The 16,701-nt window shown below is 44.8% G+C and carries 16 protein-coding genes; 3 read left to right on the top strand and 13 right to left on the bottom strand.

Annotated features, from left to right (window positions below; translation table 11 throughout):
• Positions 1–21: 21 nt before the first annotated feature.
• The 7 genes from AB8P72_RS04795 to AB8P72_RS04765 all read right to left on the bottom strand — a co-directional run bounded on the left by AB8P72_RS04795 (position 22) and on the right by AB8P72_RS04765 (position 9,939).
• Entirely contained in the window at positions 22–1,050 is a 1,029-nt protein-coding gene (locus tag AB8P72_RS04795) for an ornithine cyclodeaminase family protein (protein ID WP_369958100.1), read from the bottom strand.
• A 233-nt stretch (positions 1,051–1,283) separates the two neighbouring features.
• Entirely contained in the window at positions 1,284–2,570 is a 1,287-nt protein-coding gene (locus AB8P72_RS04790; RefSeq protein WP_305935395.1) for an FAD-binding oxidoreductase, read from the bottom strand.
• 14 nt (positions 2,571–2,584) lie between these two features.
• Entirely contained in the window at positions 2,585–4,045 is a 1,461-nt protein-coding gene (gene nhaC, locus AB8P72_RS04785; RefSeq protein WP_305935396.1) for a Na+/H+ antiporter NhaC, read from the bottom strand.
• 151 nt (positions 4,046–4,196) lie between these two features.
• Entirely contained in the window at positions 4,197–5,687 is a 1,491-nt protein-coding gene (locus tag AB8P72_RS04780) for an aldehyde dehydrogenase family protein (protein WP_305935397.1), read from the bottom strand.
• A gap of 141 nt (positions 5,688–5,828) precedes the next feature.
• A complete protein-coding gene (locus AB8P72_RS04775; protein WP_369958270.1) occupies positions 5,829–7,280 on the bottom strand; it encodes a VOC family protein in 1,452 nt (483 codons plus the stop codon).
• Positions 7,281–7,441: 161 nt separating this feature from the next.
• The gene (locus AB8P72_RS04770; RefSeq protein WP_201541737.1) at positions 7,442–8,713 is read right to left on the bottom strand and encodes an aspartate aminotransferase family protein; all 1,272 of its coding nucleotides are present in this window, start codon (positions 8,711–8,713) and stop codon (positions 7,442–7,444) included.
• 269 nt (positions 8,714–8,982) lie between these two features.
• Complete coding sequence (locus tag AB8P72_RS04765; protein ID WP_201541735.1) at positions 8,983–9,939, bottom strand: LysR substrate-binding domain-containing protein; 957 nt, start codon at positions 9,937–9,939, stop codon at positions 8,983–8,985.
• A 232-nt stretch (positions 9,940–10,171) separates the two neighbouring features.
• Here AB8P72_RS04765 and AB8P72_RS04760 point away from each other — a divergent pair, with 232 nt between their 5' ends.
• A complete protein-coding gene (locus AB8P72_RS04760; protein WP_102076691.1) occupies positions 10,172–10,585 on the top strand; it encodes a hypothetical protein in 414 nt (137 codons plus the stop codon).
• 141 nt (positions 10,586–10,726) lie between these two features.
• Here the strand turns inward: AB8P72_RS04760 and AB8P72_RS04755 are convergent, their stop codons facing one another.
• A complete protein-coding gene (locus tag AB8P72_RS04755; protein ID WP_068408907.1) occupies positions 10,727–11,167 on the bottom strand; it encodes an MgtC/SapB family protein in 441 nt (146 codons plus the stop codon).
• Between the two features lie 291 nt (positions 11,168–11,458).
• Here AB8P72_RS04755 and AB8P72_RS04750 point away from each other — a divergent pair, with 291 nt between their 5' ends.
• Positions 11,459–11,935 carry a CinA family protein gene (locus AB8P72_RS04750; RefSeq protein ID WP_193031940.1) on the top strand — a complete coding sequence of 159 codons (477 nt, stop codon included), beginning with the start codon at positions 11,459–11,461 and terminating at the stop codon, positions 11,933–11,935.
• On the opposite strand, the gene AB8P72_RS04745 is transcribed toward AB8P72_RS04750, so the two are convergent.
• Positions 11,932–12,612 (bottom strand): DUF421 domain-containing protein, encoded by a 681-nt coding sequence (locus tag AB8P72_RS04745; RefSeq protein WP_369958099.1) that lies wholly within the window; start codon positions 12,610–12,612, stop codon positions 11,932–11,934. The genes AB8P72_RS04750 and AB8P72_RS04745 overlap by 4 nt on opposite strands.
• Before the next feature lie 192 nt (positions 12,613–12,804).
• Between AB8P72_RS04745 and AB8P72_RS04740 the strand changes: the two genes are divergently transcribed.
• Entirely contained in the window at positions 12,805–13,506 is a 702-nt protein-coding gene (locus tag AB8P72_RS04740; RefSeq protein ID WP_369958098.1) for an IS1 family transposase, read from the top strand.
• A gap of 149 nt (positions 13,507–13,655) precedes the next feature.
• Here AB8P72_RS04740 and tehB read toward each other — a convergent pair whose 3' ends face one another.
• The 4 genes from tehB to AB8P72_RS04720 all read right to left on the bottom strand — a co-directional run bounded on the left by tehB (position 13,656) and on the right by AB8P72_RS04720 (position 16,697).
• Positions 13,656–14,222 (bottom strand): tellurite resistance methyltransferase TehB, encoded by a 567-nt coding sequence (tehB, locus tag AB8P72_RS04735; protein ID WP_305935402.1) that lies wholly within the window; start codon positions 14,220–14,222, stop codon positions 13,656–13,658.
• Between the two features lie 40 nt (positions 14,223–14,262).
• Complete coding sequence (locus AB8P72_RS04730) at positions 14,263–14,937, bottom strand: glutathione S-transferase (RefSeq protein ID WP_201541729.1); 675 nt, start codon at positions 14,935–14,937, stop codon at positions 14,263–14,265.
• A 258-nt stretch (positions 14,938–15,195) separates the two neighbouring features.
• Positions 15,196–15,831, bottom strand: coding sequence for a hypothetical protein (locus AB8P72_RS04725; protein WP_369958097.1), 636 nt, complete (start codon positions 15,829–15,831; stop codon positions 15,196–15,198).
• A gap of 281 nt (positions 15,832–16,112) precedes the next feature.
• Positions 16,113–16,697 carry an alpha/beta hydrolase gene (locus tag AB8P72_RS04720; protein ID WP_193031932.1) on the bottom strand — a complete coding sequence of 195 codons (585 nt, stop codon included), beginning with the start codon at positions 16,695–16,697 and terminating at the stop codon, positions 16,113–16,115.
• Between the last annotated feature and the right edge of the window lie 4 nt (positions 16,698–16,701).

Genomic DNA, 16,701 nt, shown 5'->3' with positions numbered 1-16,701 from the left:
TACCTTAATAACAGCCAGATTTTATAACGCAACAAACTGGCCCAAATCTTCTTTTTTGACCTTTTGAGCAACCTTTAAAGCGACGGCGGCATCAAAGCTTGCCGCGCCAACCGACTTAAACAGCGTGATACCTTTATCGATATTTAGGTCAATTTGCACTTTTTCATTGACCAAATCACTTAGCGTTCCCGTCAGCTTATCCCACGTCCAAGTACTATCAGCGTCTTCATGAGCCTGTATCAAATCGCCCGCTTCATGCAAGCCGCCCTCGGCGTCATCGATAATGACAGACGTGCTGGCTTCTATCACCGAATTGCTCACTTCCTTCATCGATGCTTGATAGGCGCCAACGGCATTGATATGAGCGTCGGCTTTTATCTGCGCCGCTTCGAACAAGCCTGACGTCGCACGCGTTGCCAAATTGATAATATCGGCGTCTTGAATCGCCGCTTCGATATCGTCGCAAACCGTAAAATCAACATCCCATTGTGGGTAGTCTTTTTTAAATTTCTCCTGAAATTTATGCGCGGTCTGCTTGGTTCGGTTCCAAAGATTCACCTGCTTGATATTTGGACGTACGGTAAGAATAGCGTTAAGCTGCTCATACGCCATACCGCCCGTGCCGACCACTGCTGCCACCTGACTATCGGGATTGGCTAAATGTTTAGTCGCGATGCCAGACAGCGCCGCAGTACGTACTTGGGTGATGTATACCCCATCCAAAAAAGCCAACATCTCTCCTGTGTCATTGTCGGAGACCGTGACATTGGCCATGGTTGTTGGTTTATCACGCTTAGGATTGTCTGGACAGATAGTGACCAGTTTGACGACTGCGTATTCATTAGTACCATCAAATACCACTGCCGGCATGGATAAATGGCTGCCGGAGCTCTTTGTACTACTTTCCTCAAAAGTCGGAATGACAAGGCGTTCAGGCGTTTTAACCCAAGTCGGATGCTCGCCTTGCACGTTGAGTAATTCCTCAATCGCCTCAATTGCCATCGACATGGTCAGCTGTTTTTTTACCGTATGAATGTCTAAAATTCGCATAATGTTCCTTAAACTGCCCTGTAATTTTATTCTTAGATTAACAATCCCTAAATGTGACATTAAAAAAGCTAACAAGCAACCCGCCATTTATTAAAGCTTTTATCACGATTTATAATTTTAAAAATAATATTAACGATAAGCTTAAATGTATGACTTACAACGACGGCCATATTGGCTATAATATTTAGTCGAATTTTAACCAAGTAAATAACCACACTATGTAAATAACCATGCTATCTGATAATTTTAAGGCATTGACCAGCATGGTATAAAGTCAGTCCCAATTCCGTAAAGCCTGATTTAATACCTGCAAAAGGGATTTTCGCTTCTTCTAACGTCTTAAATGGAATAGGAATACTGTCTCTATTACCAGTCAATATATACTCAGCAAAGCATTTACCCATGAGCGTACCAGTAGTAATACCGCGACCATTATAAGCCGTCGCTGTCAGCAAACCTTCATCCGGCTCCATCACGCGAAAGATATGATCTTGGGTAAAGCCAAAGCTACCGCACCACTCATATTGCCAGTTAAAGACTGGCAGATCTGGATAATAGCTTTTTTGCACCGCATTGGCCCACGCTTGATAAAAGGATTTTGGTTTCATCTGCGTACCACCAACTGTGCCCAATAATAGGCGATTGTCATTATCACGGCGGAAACTCGATAACGCCAAGCGGGTATCCCACGCCCCTGTTTTATAAGGTAAAATGCGCTCTGCCGCCGCGCCGCTCAGCGGTTCTGAGGCGATTTGATAGTAATAAACCAAATAAAATGTCTTCTTAATTTCTGTCCATTCGCCTTCGCTATAGGCGTTGGTAGCTATGATGACACGCTCAGACTTGACGCGCGCTTTGGCGGTTCTTGCATACCAATGACCGTCCACCTTTTCTAGTGTTTCAACGCCAGAATGCTCGTAGATCGTTACGCCAAGATTGGTAGCGACTTTGGCAAGCCCCCTGACATACGCCAGCGGATTGATGGTACCAGCACGGTGGTCTAATAAAGCTTTATTAATACTGGTGGTACCGCAGTATTCATGGCATTTGCTGCCAGTCAATACCTCAACATTGGCACCGCGGCGGCGCAGCTGCTCGTATCTGATATCGACATCGATTTCACCTTTGGCATTATGCGCCATGTGAAGGTTGCCCGCTTGGGTGGCTTGGGCGTCGATATCATAGCGTTTGATTAGATCAAACACCAAACTTGGTGCTTGTCCAAGCGCTTGGGTCAAACGCTCACCGGCCACTTCACCCAGACTGATATTCAAGTCATCAGGGCGCGCCCAAGTTCCGGCGTTGACGAGCCCAACGCTTTTTCCCGAGCCGCCACTACCGATGGTTTGGCTTTCAAGTAACACAACCTTGACGCCTTTTTCAGCCAGATGAATAGCCGCCGACAATCCAGTATATCCGCCGCCAATGATACACACCGCCGCTTGGGTATCGCTACTCATTTGGCTATAAGCGTCAATATTCGGCGCGGTCATGTTCCATAAACACTGCTCTTGCAACATATCATATTCCTTTATTAGCGCGCTTCATTGACAGAAAAAGCAACGTCAACCTCTTCCACCTCAGGCTCTTCGCGCGGTATAAACTTATCAAGGAACGCCCATAACAGCCCAAATAAAGGCGACAACCAACACGCAAAAGCAAAAGGTGCATAAGTCAATGTTGCTATCCCAAGTGTCGCTGCCACAAAGCTACCGCCCATATTCCATGGGATAAGTGGTGACAAAAGCGTACCCGCGTCTTCGATAGAGCGCGTCAAGGTCGTGCGCTTATAGCCCATATCTTTATATTTGTCTTGCAATAAACGCCCTGGCAAAACACAGGTCGTGTAAACATCACCAATCAGCGTACCGACACTCAGCACACTGCCGTACGTCGTAAAAACCAACCCCAAACGCGATTTTACGAAATGGTTAATTTTCGCCATGATGGCTTTGAGCGTACCGTAGTGCTCAAGCGCCCCAACAAAACCCAAAGCAAATATCGTTAAGCTGATCACCCATGTCATCGACATGACGCCGCCCTTTGACAACAACTGATCTACCACTTCAAAACCCGTTTCACTGACAAAGCCATTTTGTAAAACATTAAAAACATCACTCACGCCCACGCCTTGCATAAAGACGGCAATCACTGAACCTACGAGCACACCGCTTAATACGGTCGGTATCGCTGGCATTTTCATCACAGCGGCGACAATAACCACTAACGCTGGCAATAAGGTGATGACACTTAAATTGTAATTGGCCGCTAAGTTATCCTGCAATGCACGAATAGAAGACAAATCGATACTATCGTCACCATAACCCATGCCAATCCAAGCATAGAGCGCCAACGCCGTAATCATGGCGGGCACGGTGGTCGGCAGCATACCTTTGATATGATCCCAAAGGTCTACACCCGCCGCGGCTGGGGTTAAGTTAGTGGTATCTGACAGCGGTGACATTTTGTCGCCAAAAAAAGCACCGGAGACGATAGCACCACCTGTCAAGTGCGCGGGAATACCCAATCCCATTCCAATTCCCATCATCGCAAGGCCCACGGTACCAACCGTGCCCCACGAGGTACCCGTAGCGACAGAAATAATGGCGCAAATAAGACAGACAGAAAATAAAAACGAGGAAGGCGAGAAGATACTAAAGCCGTAGTACAGAATGGTCGGCACGGTTCCGGCGATAATCCATGCGCCGATGAGCATACCGACGCCCATCAGGATAATCATCGCTGGCAAACCGATTTTAATAACCTTTAAAAACCGCTCTTCCATACCTTGCCAACTGCGGCCACGCAGCTTCATAAACAAACCGGTGATTAAAATACCGCAGGCTAAGGGTATGTGAGGGGTGAAATCTTTGAAGACGAAAAACTGTATCATCAGAATGATGGCAGTCAATACAAGCGGCGCGATATCAAGTAAAAAGCTAGACGACGGATCATAACCGTCTATATCGGGGTTATGCGTTTTATCATCGATCATAATAGTTCTACCTTCCTTAGTAGTCGTCGATGGGAGTGGCAACCAATCCTTGATTGCTTATTATTTTTGGTCTGCCAAGCTTCTATAAAGTACGCTTGGCAGTTTATTGATAAATACATCAAATTAGCAAAAGTTTGTACTCACCTTTTTATTAACCAAAGCTAATACCTTGGGCAAGTGGCAGCTCTTTTGAGTAGTTGATAGTATTGGTCTGACGGCGCATATAGACCTTCCATGCATCAGAGCCAGATTCACGGCCACCGCCAGTTTCTTTTTCACCGCCAAACGCGCCGCCAATCTCAGCGCCACTGGTACCGATATTGACGTTGGCAATACCGCAATCACTACCGCGGTCACTGAGGAAAGTCTCCGCCTCACGCAAATCATTGGTAAAGACGCATGATGATAGGCCTTGCGGCACATCGTTTTGCATCTCGATCGCTTCATCAAAGTCTTGGTAGGTCATGACATAAAGGATAGGCGCAAACGTCTCACTTCTGGCGACATCGTTTTGCTCGTTAAACTCGACAATGGCAGGCGTGACGTAATAGGCGTTAGGATATTTGTCTGCAAGGACGCGCTCGCCGCCCGTGACCGTGCCGCCTGTTTCTCGCGCCTTTTCCAACGCTGCTTGCATATTATTAAAGCTGTCTTCATCGATAAGCGGACCGACCAGATTGCCCTCTAGTGGATGACCGATGCTGACGGTTTCATAAGCGGACTTGATGCGCGGTAGGATGTCGTCTTTGATAGACTCATGGACAAATAGACGGCGCAATGTCGTACAGCGCTGCCCCGCCGTCCCAACCGCGGAAAATAAAATCCCACGTAACGCTAAGTCTAAATCGGCACTTGGTGCCAAAATCATGGCGTTGTTGCCGCCAAGCTCAAGCAAACATTTACCAAAACGATTGGCAACTTTTGGCCCGACTTCTCGGCCCATACGCGTACTGCCGGTGGCGCTCACTAAAGCAACATCTTTATGCTCAACCAAGGCGTTACCGACATCGGTTTTACCGAGTAAGACTTGCGATAGATGGTCTGGCGCATCGCCAAATTTGGCCAAGGCTTTTTCAAACAGTGCCTGACAGGCCAAAGCGACAAGCGGGGTTTTTTCTGATGGTTTCCAAATCACAGGGTTACCGCAGACGATAGCCAGTGCGGTATTCCAAGACCAAACCGCAACGGGAAAGTTAAAGGCTGAAATGACACCAATCACCCCGAGCGGATGCCATGTCTCACGCATGTGATGGCCTGGACGCTCTGACGCAATCGTCAAACCATAAAGTTGACGCGACACCCCGACGGCAAAGTCGCAAATATCAATCATTTCTTGCACTTCGCCTAGGCCTTCTTCTTTGATCTTGCCCGCTTCAAATGACACCAGCATGCCTAAGTCTTCTTTATGCTCGCGCAGCACTTCACCGAGCAGGCGCACCAGCTCGCCACGTCTTGGCGCAGGCACCACGCGCCACTCTTTAAAAGCTTTTTTAGCATTGGCAATCTTGGTGTTGACCTCATCAACGCTATCCAAGGTTATGCTGCCAATCACCGAGCCATCAATCGGGCTATTGACGTCAAAATCACCATTTTGATATTGCGCTTCTTTGACGCCCATTGCGGCCATATACTGCTTGATCATAGTCCATCCCTTTTATTAATTTATACTTCCTTGAAGACTTATTAACTTAACTTGCACCCAGCTAAGTTGCAAAATAATTAATTTCGTACTGCCATTCCTTTTTGGAATGCTCATTAATAGTTCCACTTATCTATCACTGTTTTAGATAACACCATTTAAGGCTTTACTATTTAGATTCGCCAAACAGGCTTTGAGACTTTGCGCTTGCAGCGTTTGATAAAGCTCAAGCTCATCGTAAACCTGAGCGCCCAAAGCATTCTCAAACGCTTCTTTATTAGTATGAACTTCACCCTTACTTTGTTTGCCGCTGTTTTCGCCGTTTTCATTGCCGTTTGCACTGTCGTTTGTGCTGTCGTCATGCAGATTGGACTGAAAAATCCCCGCCGCACTGACGGGTAAAAAATCCTCATAAACGATAGGTTCTAGGCGAATCATTCCTTGCTCAAGCAAATCAGTAACCACTTGCTTTGTTATAGAATCATTTATACTTTCTACTTCTAAAGAATCTAGTGTCTGTTCAATGTCAGCAACGACTATATCTGCATCGCTACCAACTGCTTGATAGTAAAAATACGCCAAACCTTCATCATGCAGCGCTTGATAATCATCAGGGAACGCTGCAAATGCACTTTCTAAAACCTGATAATACTCCGAGGCGTTATCGGCATTTGGCGTCACAGCTAACTGGTGGCGAGCTTGGCTAAGCAATTGGTCATACAGCGCTCGGCCTTTGGGCGTTAAAGCCACGCCGCGCTGCTCAATCTCACCAAAGCGCGCAGTATGATGCCCCGTTTCATAGCCGCCGTTAGGGTTTTTAAAGCTAACCGCTTCTTCTAACGCTTTAAAACTGGTCTGACGCAATAAAATAGGACATCTCCGTCTCGGTGGCCCTTCTATAATGGCTTTTGGTGGTATGCCTTTTGCTCGCATACCTGCTTGCACTGCATCGATATCTAAGGTTCGAGGCGTCAGATGGTTGATATGCGGGCCCTTAAAACCGACGACGTCAGCAATAAGTCCGTGTTGGCTTAATAGTTGCTGATAAAGCGCTTTTGAAACGGGTGTTTTGTCATGCCAGCGAAAGGTTTCTAACGCTTCTTTAACAAATTGCTTAGCGTCTTCAGCCACTAGCCCGCCCTGCGCCTCAAAGCGCTTAATTAAATTAATAACGTTATCTGTAAAGATAGTGCGCTTATCCAAAGCAGCTATCGCTTCTTGTTTTAATGCTTCATCATCAATCAAATCAAGGCGCAATAGAGAAGTAAAAACGCGAAAGGGACTTTTATTTAAAGACTGCGTGTCAATCGCTCGAAACGCCGTAGAATGCACAGGCACGCCAGCGGGCGCCAAATCATAGTAACCAACGGGGTACATGCCCATGACCGCAAACAGCCTGCGCATCATGTTTAGCTCAGCGGCGGTGCCTAATCTAATCGCACCGTGGCGCTCCATATTTAGCCTATCAATCTCTCCGGTGTGCTCAAGTTGCTGCCTAATTTCAGGCTGCTTATTTAATACTTCAGTATTTACGTCGCTTACCAAATCAATGAGGTCACCATATAACGGCACTTCTTTTTGGTACATCTCTGACATGGCGATAGAGAAATCGTGGCGAATATCATCGCTATTGATAAAGGTAGGGTTCACAGGTATGTATCCTTTTTAATTAAGGTATTTTTTAGATAAAAACAGTCGTCTCAGAAACTCTCAGACGCTCTCAGTAACTCACAAAAACTCTCAGCAGCTCACAGACACTATAGCTTTGGCATTTCATTAGGAATACCGCTTAGCACCGCCTTTAAAATATCAAGACCTGCTGTTAGGGTTTCAGGCTCAATCGTCAGCGGCGGCAATAAGCGAATAATATGTCGATGCTTACCACTTGGCATCAACAGCAAGCCCTGCTTACGCGCTTGTTTTAAGACATGCGCCATCACACTTGGATGCGTGCCATAAGTTGGGTGACGCAACTCGATACCGCGCATCGCCCCAACTCCTGTCAGTCCATATAGCCATGCAGAGAGGTTTTGCTGCTGCCATTCATTGACAGTACTTTCAATGGTGTTGGCATAATGCTTAGCTGATTGCCAGACCTCATCGTCCTGCATGATATCCAAAGTAGCATTTGCCGCCGCACACGCCACTGGATTACCTGAATAGGTTCCGCCCAAGCTCCCTTTTGGCAGACCATTCATCACGCCAGCTTTGCCGACTACCGCTCCAAGTGGCAAGCCGCCGGCGATACTTTTACCGAGCAATAGCAGGTCAGGCTCAATGCCCAAATGCGTAAAGGCAAAAGGCGTACCTGTGCGACCATACCCCGACTGAATCTCATCCATGATGAGTAAGATGCCATGCTCATCACAAAAGCTGCGTAGATATTGGGCAAACGTCGCTGACAGCAGCTGAAACCCACCCTCACCTTGGACGGGCTCGACGATAATGGCACCGATATTAGCCACATCAGTCTCTACCGCAAAAAGACGCTCTAAAGCCGCGATCGCCTGCTGATCGCTGATATCGTTATCAGGACTAGGAAAAGGAATATGGTAGACGCCGCCAGACAATGGCCCTAGCCCGCGCTTATAAGGCGCGACCTTACCATTTAAATTAACCGCCGCCAGTGTACGCCCATGAAAACCACCATCAAAGGCAATCACACCAGTGCGCCCTGTCTGCATACGGGCGATTTTTATGGCATTTTCGGTGGCTTCTGCGCCGCAGTTGGTGAGCATGCCTCCAAGCTCACCCTTAATAGGTATCCATTCACACAGTCTTGGCATAAAATTTTGATACGGCTGATGAGCGGCGGCGTTATAAGCATAATGAATCAGCGCCTGCGCTTGAGTGACAATCGCGCTGACGATATGAGGATGGCAATGACCAAGGTTTAAGACCCCAATACCGCCGACAAAATCAATATAGCAACGGTCTTTATCGTCCCAAACGTTGGCATTTTTACCTTTGACTAATGTCAGCGGATGCACCATCGTAAAGGCATCGGTGACGTTGTATAGCTGCTCCATGGCTGTCTCTTATCTTCCTTGATGAGAGATTCATTTGAGCAAACTGCTCCCCTATCAGCAAACGAATAATAGTTGTGATGTCATTCCTTTTTGTCATTGCCATGCTTATCATTGCCATGTTTAACATTGACAAAAAAAACCGGCTCAAGGCCGGTGCGTTGCTGTCTTTTCAAACTTTACTTTTGCAAACGTCACTTTTAACCTTGTTAATAGCCAAAGGATTAAAAGCTCACAGGGTTAATCGTTAAAAAGTTCCAATCTGCCCTATATTACAAAATAAAATCCAAGTCTGGCGTAGGCTCCTTTGACTTAGCAAGATAAGCTGAAATCCATTCTATAATGACCTTGATTTTATGCGAGTTGCCCATGGCTAAAGGGTAAGACATATAATAAGCTCCCCTGCCTTTTGAGGCATAGCGCCATGCTGTCACCAGAGCGCCTGATTGGAGCTCTGGCGCAACCAAACGCAGGGGCACCAGTGCAATACCATAGCCAAGTAGTGCCGCCGAAATAGTCGTATGAAAGGTGTCAAAGCGCGGGCCAACAAAGGTACCATCGATACGAATATCCTGCTGTCTAAAATATTCATACCAAGCGCTAGGACGTGAGCTAAGTTGTAATAACGTGCAATTATCTATATTGCCTATATCACCCATGCAGGCGGCTTTGTCTGTTAAATAATCCGGATGACAGACGGCAACATTATACTCATCAAACAACTTAATCGACTCCATGCCGCCCCAAATCCCATCGCCATATAAAAACGCCACATCAACGTTTTGATCTTCAGAAAAAAACGGCCCCGCCAGCTCTTTGATGGTTAAATTAATCAGCGGATTTGCTGCCCCAAAGCCGTTTAATGCAGGCATCAGCCAGCGCGAGCAAAAAGTTGGATGCGAGACGATTTTCAGTACTTCTGAATTATCACTGTTTGACATCAGACTAGTAGTCGCCGCCTCAATATGTTTGAGGATTTCGAGCACTTCTAAGTAGTAAGTCTTCCCAGCGGGCGTTAAAGAGATGCGATGCGGGGTGCGATAAAACAGCGACAAATTCAGCATTTCTTCAAGCTGCGCGACTTGCTTACTGATAGCGCTTTGCGTCATGTGCATCTCTTGCGCCGCATTGGTAAAGCTTAAATGCCGCGCCGCTGTCTCAAAGCATTGTAGCGCTGTGGTCGAAGGATACCTTCTAAAAGCAAGTGGGGTTTTATTATCGGGATTCATAATGTACTTTTTCTTTTAGTTACTTATAAATTATTTTAAAGAATATATGATACACAGATTGACAAACCTTTACCTTTATTCACCTGAATTTTTTAAGTTTCTTTATTATATTTAGGCATACTGTCAGTTTAATTATTAGGTTTTTCAATAATCAAGCATAGACGAATAAACCGCTAATCTGGCTAAATCTTATTATAAGCGTACAATCAAAAACAATAACAAGGATATAAAAATGAAAACATCAGTCACGCCTAAAAAGCTTCAAAACAAACTATGGATAGCCTTATTAGCCAGTGTGATTGGGCTTAGCGCTTGCAGCAACGAAAGAGAAGATGCAACGGATGTTAGTACAGAGCCTGACACTGCCGACATGACCACGACCAATGACAACGTCCAGTCTACCGATACGCAAGCTGACGAAATGGCGCCTGTAGCCACTACGACAGACAACGAAACCTCGACCACCACGGCGACCACTTCTACAGACACTACCGCCACCTCTACTGACGCGACCGAGAATGATGGAGATCAAACCTATTATTCTGGCGTAGATGGTACAGAAGATGAAGAAAAAGGCGTTGATGCTGTGGTTGTTAATGAAAACAATCCAAACCTCGATCAAACACCGGCAGAGGGCGTGCAATAACTTTGGGCTTGGCAAACCGCATCGCTATACGCAATAGATAAACCGCACAGCAACAGAGACATAAAATAAGCGAGACCATCATGGTTCTCGCTTATTTTATGTCTAATATCTTTTATCCAATCATATTAAATAGTTTAATTATCAATCTTTGCGCCTATGCTTTGGCTTAAAGGGTTTGGAGAATTGCAAAATGATAAATCCAACGACTGATAGGATAATGGCAATTTCATAGCGCCCATAGGCGACCGAGATACCAATTGCCGCTGTATTCCATAGCCCAGCGGCGGTTGCCGTGCCTTTTGCTCCATTCTCGTTTTTAAAAATAGCCCCACCACCAATAAAACCCATACCAGTTATGATGCCGTACATGATACGAGCTTCTGCGTCCGAGCCTTGATAAATATCCATACCTACCAACATAAAAGCGCACGAGGCAATCGTCACCAAAGGAAAGGTTCTGAGTCCCGCACCATTGTCTTCAAGCTCACGATTAAGGGCAATCGGTAGCGACAGTATAAAAGCAATGCCAAGCTGAAAAGCATGGTAGGTTAAAATCTTCATACTGATATCAAATGCAAACATAGCTATCGCCTAAAAGTCCGTTTAAAGGGTCATCAATCTTATTTAAAACCCAGTCTCTTCAGACTAAGCTAAAAACCGATTTCCTATCAAATATTTTATACTATATAAAGATATTACAAGAACTAATCCTAAAGCTAAATAACATTTAGTGAAGAAAGGTAAGTTTTAAATAATAGTTACGCAAATTCATCAATCCATAAATTGAATAATTACGAGCAAAGTACTGTAATAGTTTAAGTGAATAGTGGTTGTTTTTATTTTACGAGCTTTAATAAAGAAAAGGAGGCAGGCGTGACCGATAGTTGTGCAAAATTACTCGCTGATAAAGGATTGACGGTGGTCTTTATTGAAAGCGCGACCGCGGGCTACTTAGCGCATCGCTTTTCTGTCAGTCCATATTCTGGCGATGTATTAATGGGTGGCCTAGTATGTTATGACGTTTCGATAAAAAAGCAGGTATTAAAAGTACCTAGCCAATTAATTGAGGACTGTACGCCTGAGTCGTTAGAAGTGACGCGTGAGCTGGTCATCAAAGCCAAAAAAATGTTTGAGGCCGACTTACATGTTGCCTGTACGGGGCTATTAAAGCCCGGTGGCTCTGAAACCGAAGAAAAACCCGTCGGCACGTTTTTTTATTGTATCGGCTATCAAGGCGAGATTTATGATTTTCGCAGCCTGTGCCACGGCGCTCCTGAGCAAAAGCTACGCAGTATAAACAGCCTTATTTGTAAAAGTATTATTGAGGTGGTCACCAGTCATACTGCTTAATTTACAAACTTGGTCTTGAGCGCTTTCGCCCATCCTTTGGAGTGCTGACAACGCTTGCATCTATCATTTGCCACTTCGATATATTGTACATAACCGCAGTACATGCAAGCATAGGGATGACCGTTTTCTAATACGCTTGCTTTTTTAAATTCCTGCGGAAAAATAGGCAGTCCATACTGCGTTTTCTCAGGCTCAAATAACAACACGCTAAAATCGCCATCCGTCTCGAGCAACCCTACCTGAACTTGGCCTAGATGACGCACGCCTTTTTGGCGCATTTCTGAAAAGAACTCATCGTGCGACATTTTGCCCTTTTTGACATCCTCTAAGACCAATAAACCATCCTCGACAATACAAGTCGGCTTACCTTCTAAGATAAGCTCAAAAATTTTGTATCTTGTCGAGCACCAAGTAAAAAACCGATAAAGTAGCAAGACAATACTCATGATAAGCACTGCTTGAATCAGCGGCAAATCTTCTGTAAACATCGGGTCGCCTGCAATAGAACCCAGTGACAAGATAATGGTTAACTCAAAAATAGAGAGTTGGCGGATGCCGCGTTTGCCCGTAAAGCGTAATAATAAAATAATCAGGCAAAACATGATGATGGTACGTATGGCGATTTCTGCCGCAAAAGACCATGTGGTGTCATAAATAAAAATACTGAACCAATCCATGTTATTTTTCCATTATTCTTTTTTATCGTGTTATTTTTCTAAGTATGAGTATATTAAAAAAACGACTGCTCCGCTGTATAGCGCGTTTGTTATTGCTGTATAGGCTTGTAAAATTTTTGGTGGTGTGTCAGAAAGTATGCTGAGGAGATGAAAGGAGGGTGACAGCCAAAGCAAGATGATATATTTGAGGTTATGAAGACACAAATACAGATCAATTGCCCCGACTGTCACAGTCCCAGTTTTTCGATACACGGCAAAAAAAGCTATGGCAAGCAGAACTACCAGTGCAAGGACTGCAAACGTCAATTCATTGGCGACCATGCCTTAACTTATCATGGCTGTCACTCTAAAATAGAAGACATCATACGGCTAATGACGGTTAGAGGTTGCGGCGTCAGAGACATAGCCCTTATAGCCTCTATTAGTATTGGTAAAGTCCTTAGCACCATAGGCTCATCGGTCTATAAGATTACACCTAAAAAGCGCTATTATGAACGCTTAGAGATTGATGAGTTTTGGACTTACGTGTATCGCAAAAAGCGTAAAGTTTGGCTTATTTATGCTTATGACCGCGCTACCAATGAGATTGTTGCTTATGTTTGGGGCAAACGTGACCTGAAAACAGCTAAGAAGCTAAGAGCCCGTCTTAAACAACTGAAAGTCAGCTATGGTTCTATTAGCATGGATAACTGGGATAGCTTTACAACCGCATTCAAGCCTGACAAGAAACAAATCGGCAAGCAGCATACGGTAGGCATAGAAGGTAATAACTGTCGCCTTAGACACCGATTGCGACGAGCCGTTCGAAAGACCTGTTGCTTCTCAAAGAAGTTTGATAACCACTTTAAGGTGTTTGATTTGGTATTCTTCTATGTCAATTATGGCTATGTCTGATGTCAGCATACTTTTTAGAACACCACCAAATATTTAATTAAAAAAGGCTGCTAACGCTGTGATAAATATAGCGCTAACAACCTTTTGAATTGACAGTATGACTAATTTGATCTGATTAAGATTTCTTGTCTAACATCACTTAACATTGCTTAACTGGGCTTACGTGCCAACATGGTAGCAAACTGTAATTGCGCGCCGTTATGCATGGTGCCGACGTCTTCATTATATTTAATCAACTCCCAGCCCTGATACACGTCGCGTAATTGCCCTTCGTTTAGAGTAAACGGGAAATTAACGGGACATGGATAGGCTTGAGTGTTCATGGCACAAACAATCAAATTATAACCACCAGCCAGCGTATGCGCCTGTATATCGGCAATGACAGCGTCAACGCGCGCGGGATCAAGGAACATCAGGGTCACCGTACAGCTGATAAAACCATAATCGGTATCAAGGCTGGCACGATTGATATCGTACACTTCGGCTTTGAGGTTTGTAAGTCCCTCTTGTTTGACAATGTCTTGTAGCATATTGATAGCGCTAGGATTGGCATCTATCGCCGTCACATTAAACCCAAGTTGGCTAAGATACAAAGCATTGCGCCCATTTGAGCAGCCCATATCGAGCGCATCGCACGGCTCAATAATCTGGCACGCTTCTACGACTTCACTATGAGCAGGATTCAAGCCGTAGCGGCTATTGAGATCAATGGTCATGGCAACCTCTTATATGTAATTGAGAGATTTTATCATAGCACTAATGACGCTCGATGAAAGCGGCAGGAAAAACCACCACGTCATCTTTTTCTTGCCAGGGCGCAAACTTAGTCATCGCTTGCAAAAAAAGCGGGTGCTTGAGCCAGTCTTGTAGCCAGCGCTGCAAATTTGGATAAGGTAAATCGTAAAAAACCTTGCGATTCACATGCGCAAATTGACGGACAAACGGCATGATACCGATATCAGCGATGGTTATGCGCTCCCCTAGCAAATAAGGATTTTTGATTAATAACTCCTCTAGCATTTGTAAAAAAATCTCACCCCGTTGTCGATACTCTGCTTGGCTCATATCGAGATGACGGTCGGCGTATTTATAACGATCGAGCCAATATTTAAACTCATTGTCGTTTTTATCAATCAGCGCATTTGCTTGCGGCAAAGTCTGGGCAGCAAGCAACTCTTGCGCATCTTGCTGCGTAAGCGCCCAAATTATTATCTCTCTACTCTCCTCAATCACTGTGCCATTTAAAAGCTGCAGCACAGGCACCGTACCTTTGGGGCTAATCGCGAGCATTTGCGGCGGCTTATTTTTTAATGTTATCTCGCGCAGCTCGACCTGCAGCCCCGCAAACAACAACCCAAGACGGGCGCGCATGGCATAAGGACAGCGACGAAAAGAGTACAGACGAGGATAAGAGGAAATCGAAGGAGTCATAGAGAGGTTTCGCAGTTTGGTTAATCTTTATCGTTTTAAGCTTAAAAGTTATTAAGTATAGCTTGGCTTATCATAACAATGACCACACTTGCCTTCAATGGTAGCCTCGAACCTTAAGAGTTTACGCGCGACAAAAAAGCCTCGCTATCATAAAAGGATAGAGAGGCTTATGTTTAAGATAATGTTTAGTTTGACGTTTAACTTATAGGATTGTAAAGATGGTTCTTTGAAATTATAGAATAAATATCGCTTAGGCTATTACACACTTTTAGATTTTGGTAAGTCGTACTCGATTCTCTCGACTTCTTTATCTTGCAGTTCCATAATCAAGCAATAGCCTTTTATAGCGCCATCGTACGGCACGTTAGATCCACGCTCTTGATAATGCGTGCGGATACGCTCTTTAATAATACTTTTACGCGCCATTTCATCCAGTTTGGCAAATCCGCTTGGCAAATCTACCTGAGTCCAAAGTGCAGCGGCCCAACGAGACAGCCAATTGGCGTTGTCATCAAACTTAAAATCAACATTGGCTTGCAGGCGATATCGAGGTTGCGGCGCAGTACCCTGTGCTATTTCATCTTTAATCTGAGCAATATCTTCTGCAAATGGCTCATAAGGCAAATCGAGTACCGAAAATAACTTTGCTAAAAACTCATCGGCGCTAAAATATTTATCCATATAGCTGCCGTCAAGGCCAAGATGCTTATTGGACAGCACATGACGCAGGCGTTCGCAAGCAGGCATGGTATGCTTTAGTGGGTAACCCATGGTTTTGACAATATATTGCGCGCGATATTCTAACGTATCTATTTGCGCGATGACGTATTGTGTGAGAGGATGGCACGGCTGAAAACGGCGGGTAAATTTGGATGGCTGGGCAGATTGGCTCATGATGATGAAGACCTTATATTCCTATAACTCCGACGAAAAAGTATAAAATCAGGCACAAATGAGGATGTCGGAGTACAGGCTCATGCGCTTTACCAGGATTGTTTTATATCGTGCTGGAAGTTGCAAGGTTTGTACGCCGCTATCAATCGCAATCTTGATGATTTGCAATAAATGGCGAGGACAAAACTGTTAAACCCACGATAGTTTATTCAATGATGATAGCACATCAGCCCATAGAAAATAAATACGCGATCATGACTTCTTTTTAATCCGCAAATCCCCTAATCTTCACCATGATACGTCGCCTCATCCATCCAAACGATAGGATCTTCACACAGATGGACCAAGTGATACCAAATATCACTGCTACGAGCGATACGGTGATGACCGCCGTCAAAATAATCGATTTCCCAGCTATCCGGTAGATTAAACAAAGTTCGCCTAGCGACCGCCACATCCAGACTTTCATCGTCGACTTCCACCATGACTCGCATCATCTCAGTGTTTGAGGTCGGAAACGACAGTTTCATATCGGCTACGGCGGGAATACGGTCCGCTAAAACCTCACTTGGATAAATGCAAGGCGCAATCAAGAGAGCCCGCAGGTTATATTTATGGGCAAAATGATTGGCAAACCAAGCGCCAAGCGAATGCCCTGCCAGCACCACGCGTGGATACTCTTGCATTTTTTCTTGAATTAAAGCATCGTAAATCTCAAAAATTTCTGCAAAATTTTCGCGGTAATTGACCGTTTGACAATATTTCGGCTCGCGCTTGATACACGTGTATTTACTGGTCTCGCAACTTGAATCGAGACCATGGAAAAACAGTAAAAACGTGTTGTTATTTTCGATAGGAAACATCATAGCT

It is taken from the genome of Psychrobacter sp. CLB018, from assembly GCF_041222815.1.
Taxonomy (GTDB): Bacteria; Pseudomonadota; Gammaproteobacteria; order Pseudomonadales; family Moraxellaceae; genus Psychrobacter; species Psychrobacter faecalis.
Note: the sequence above shows the minus strand (reverse complement) of the source record. Positions and strands in the feature narration are given on the sequence as shown.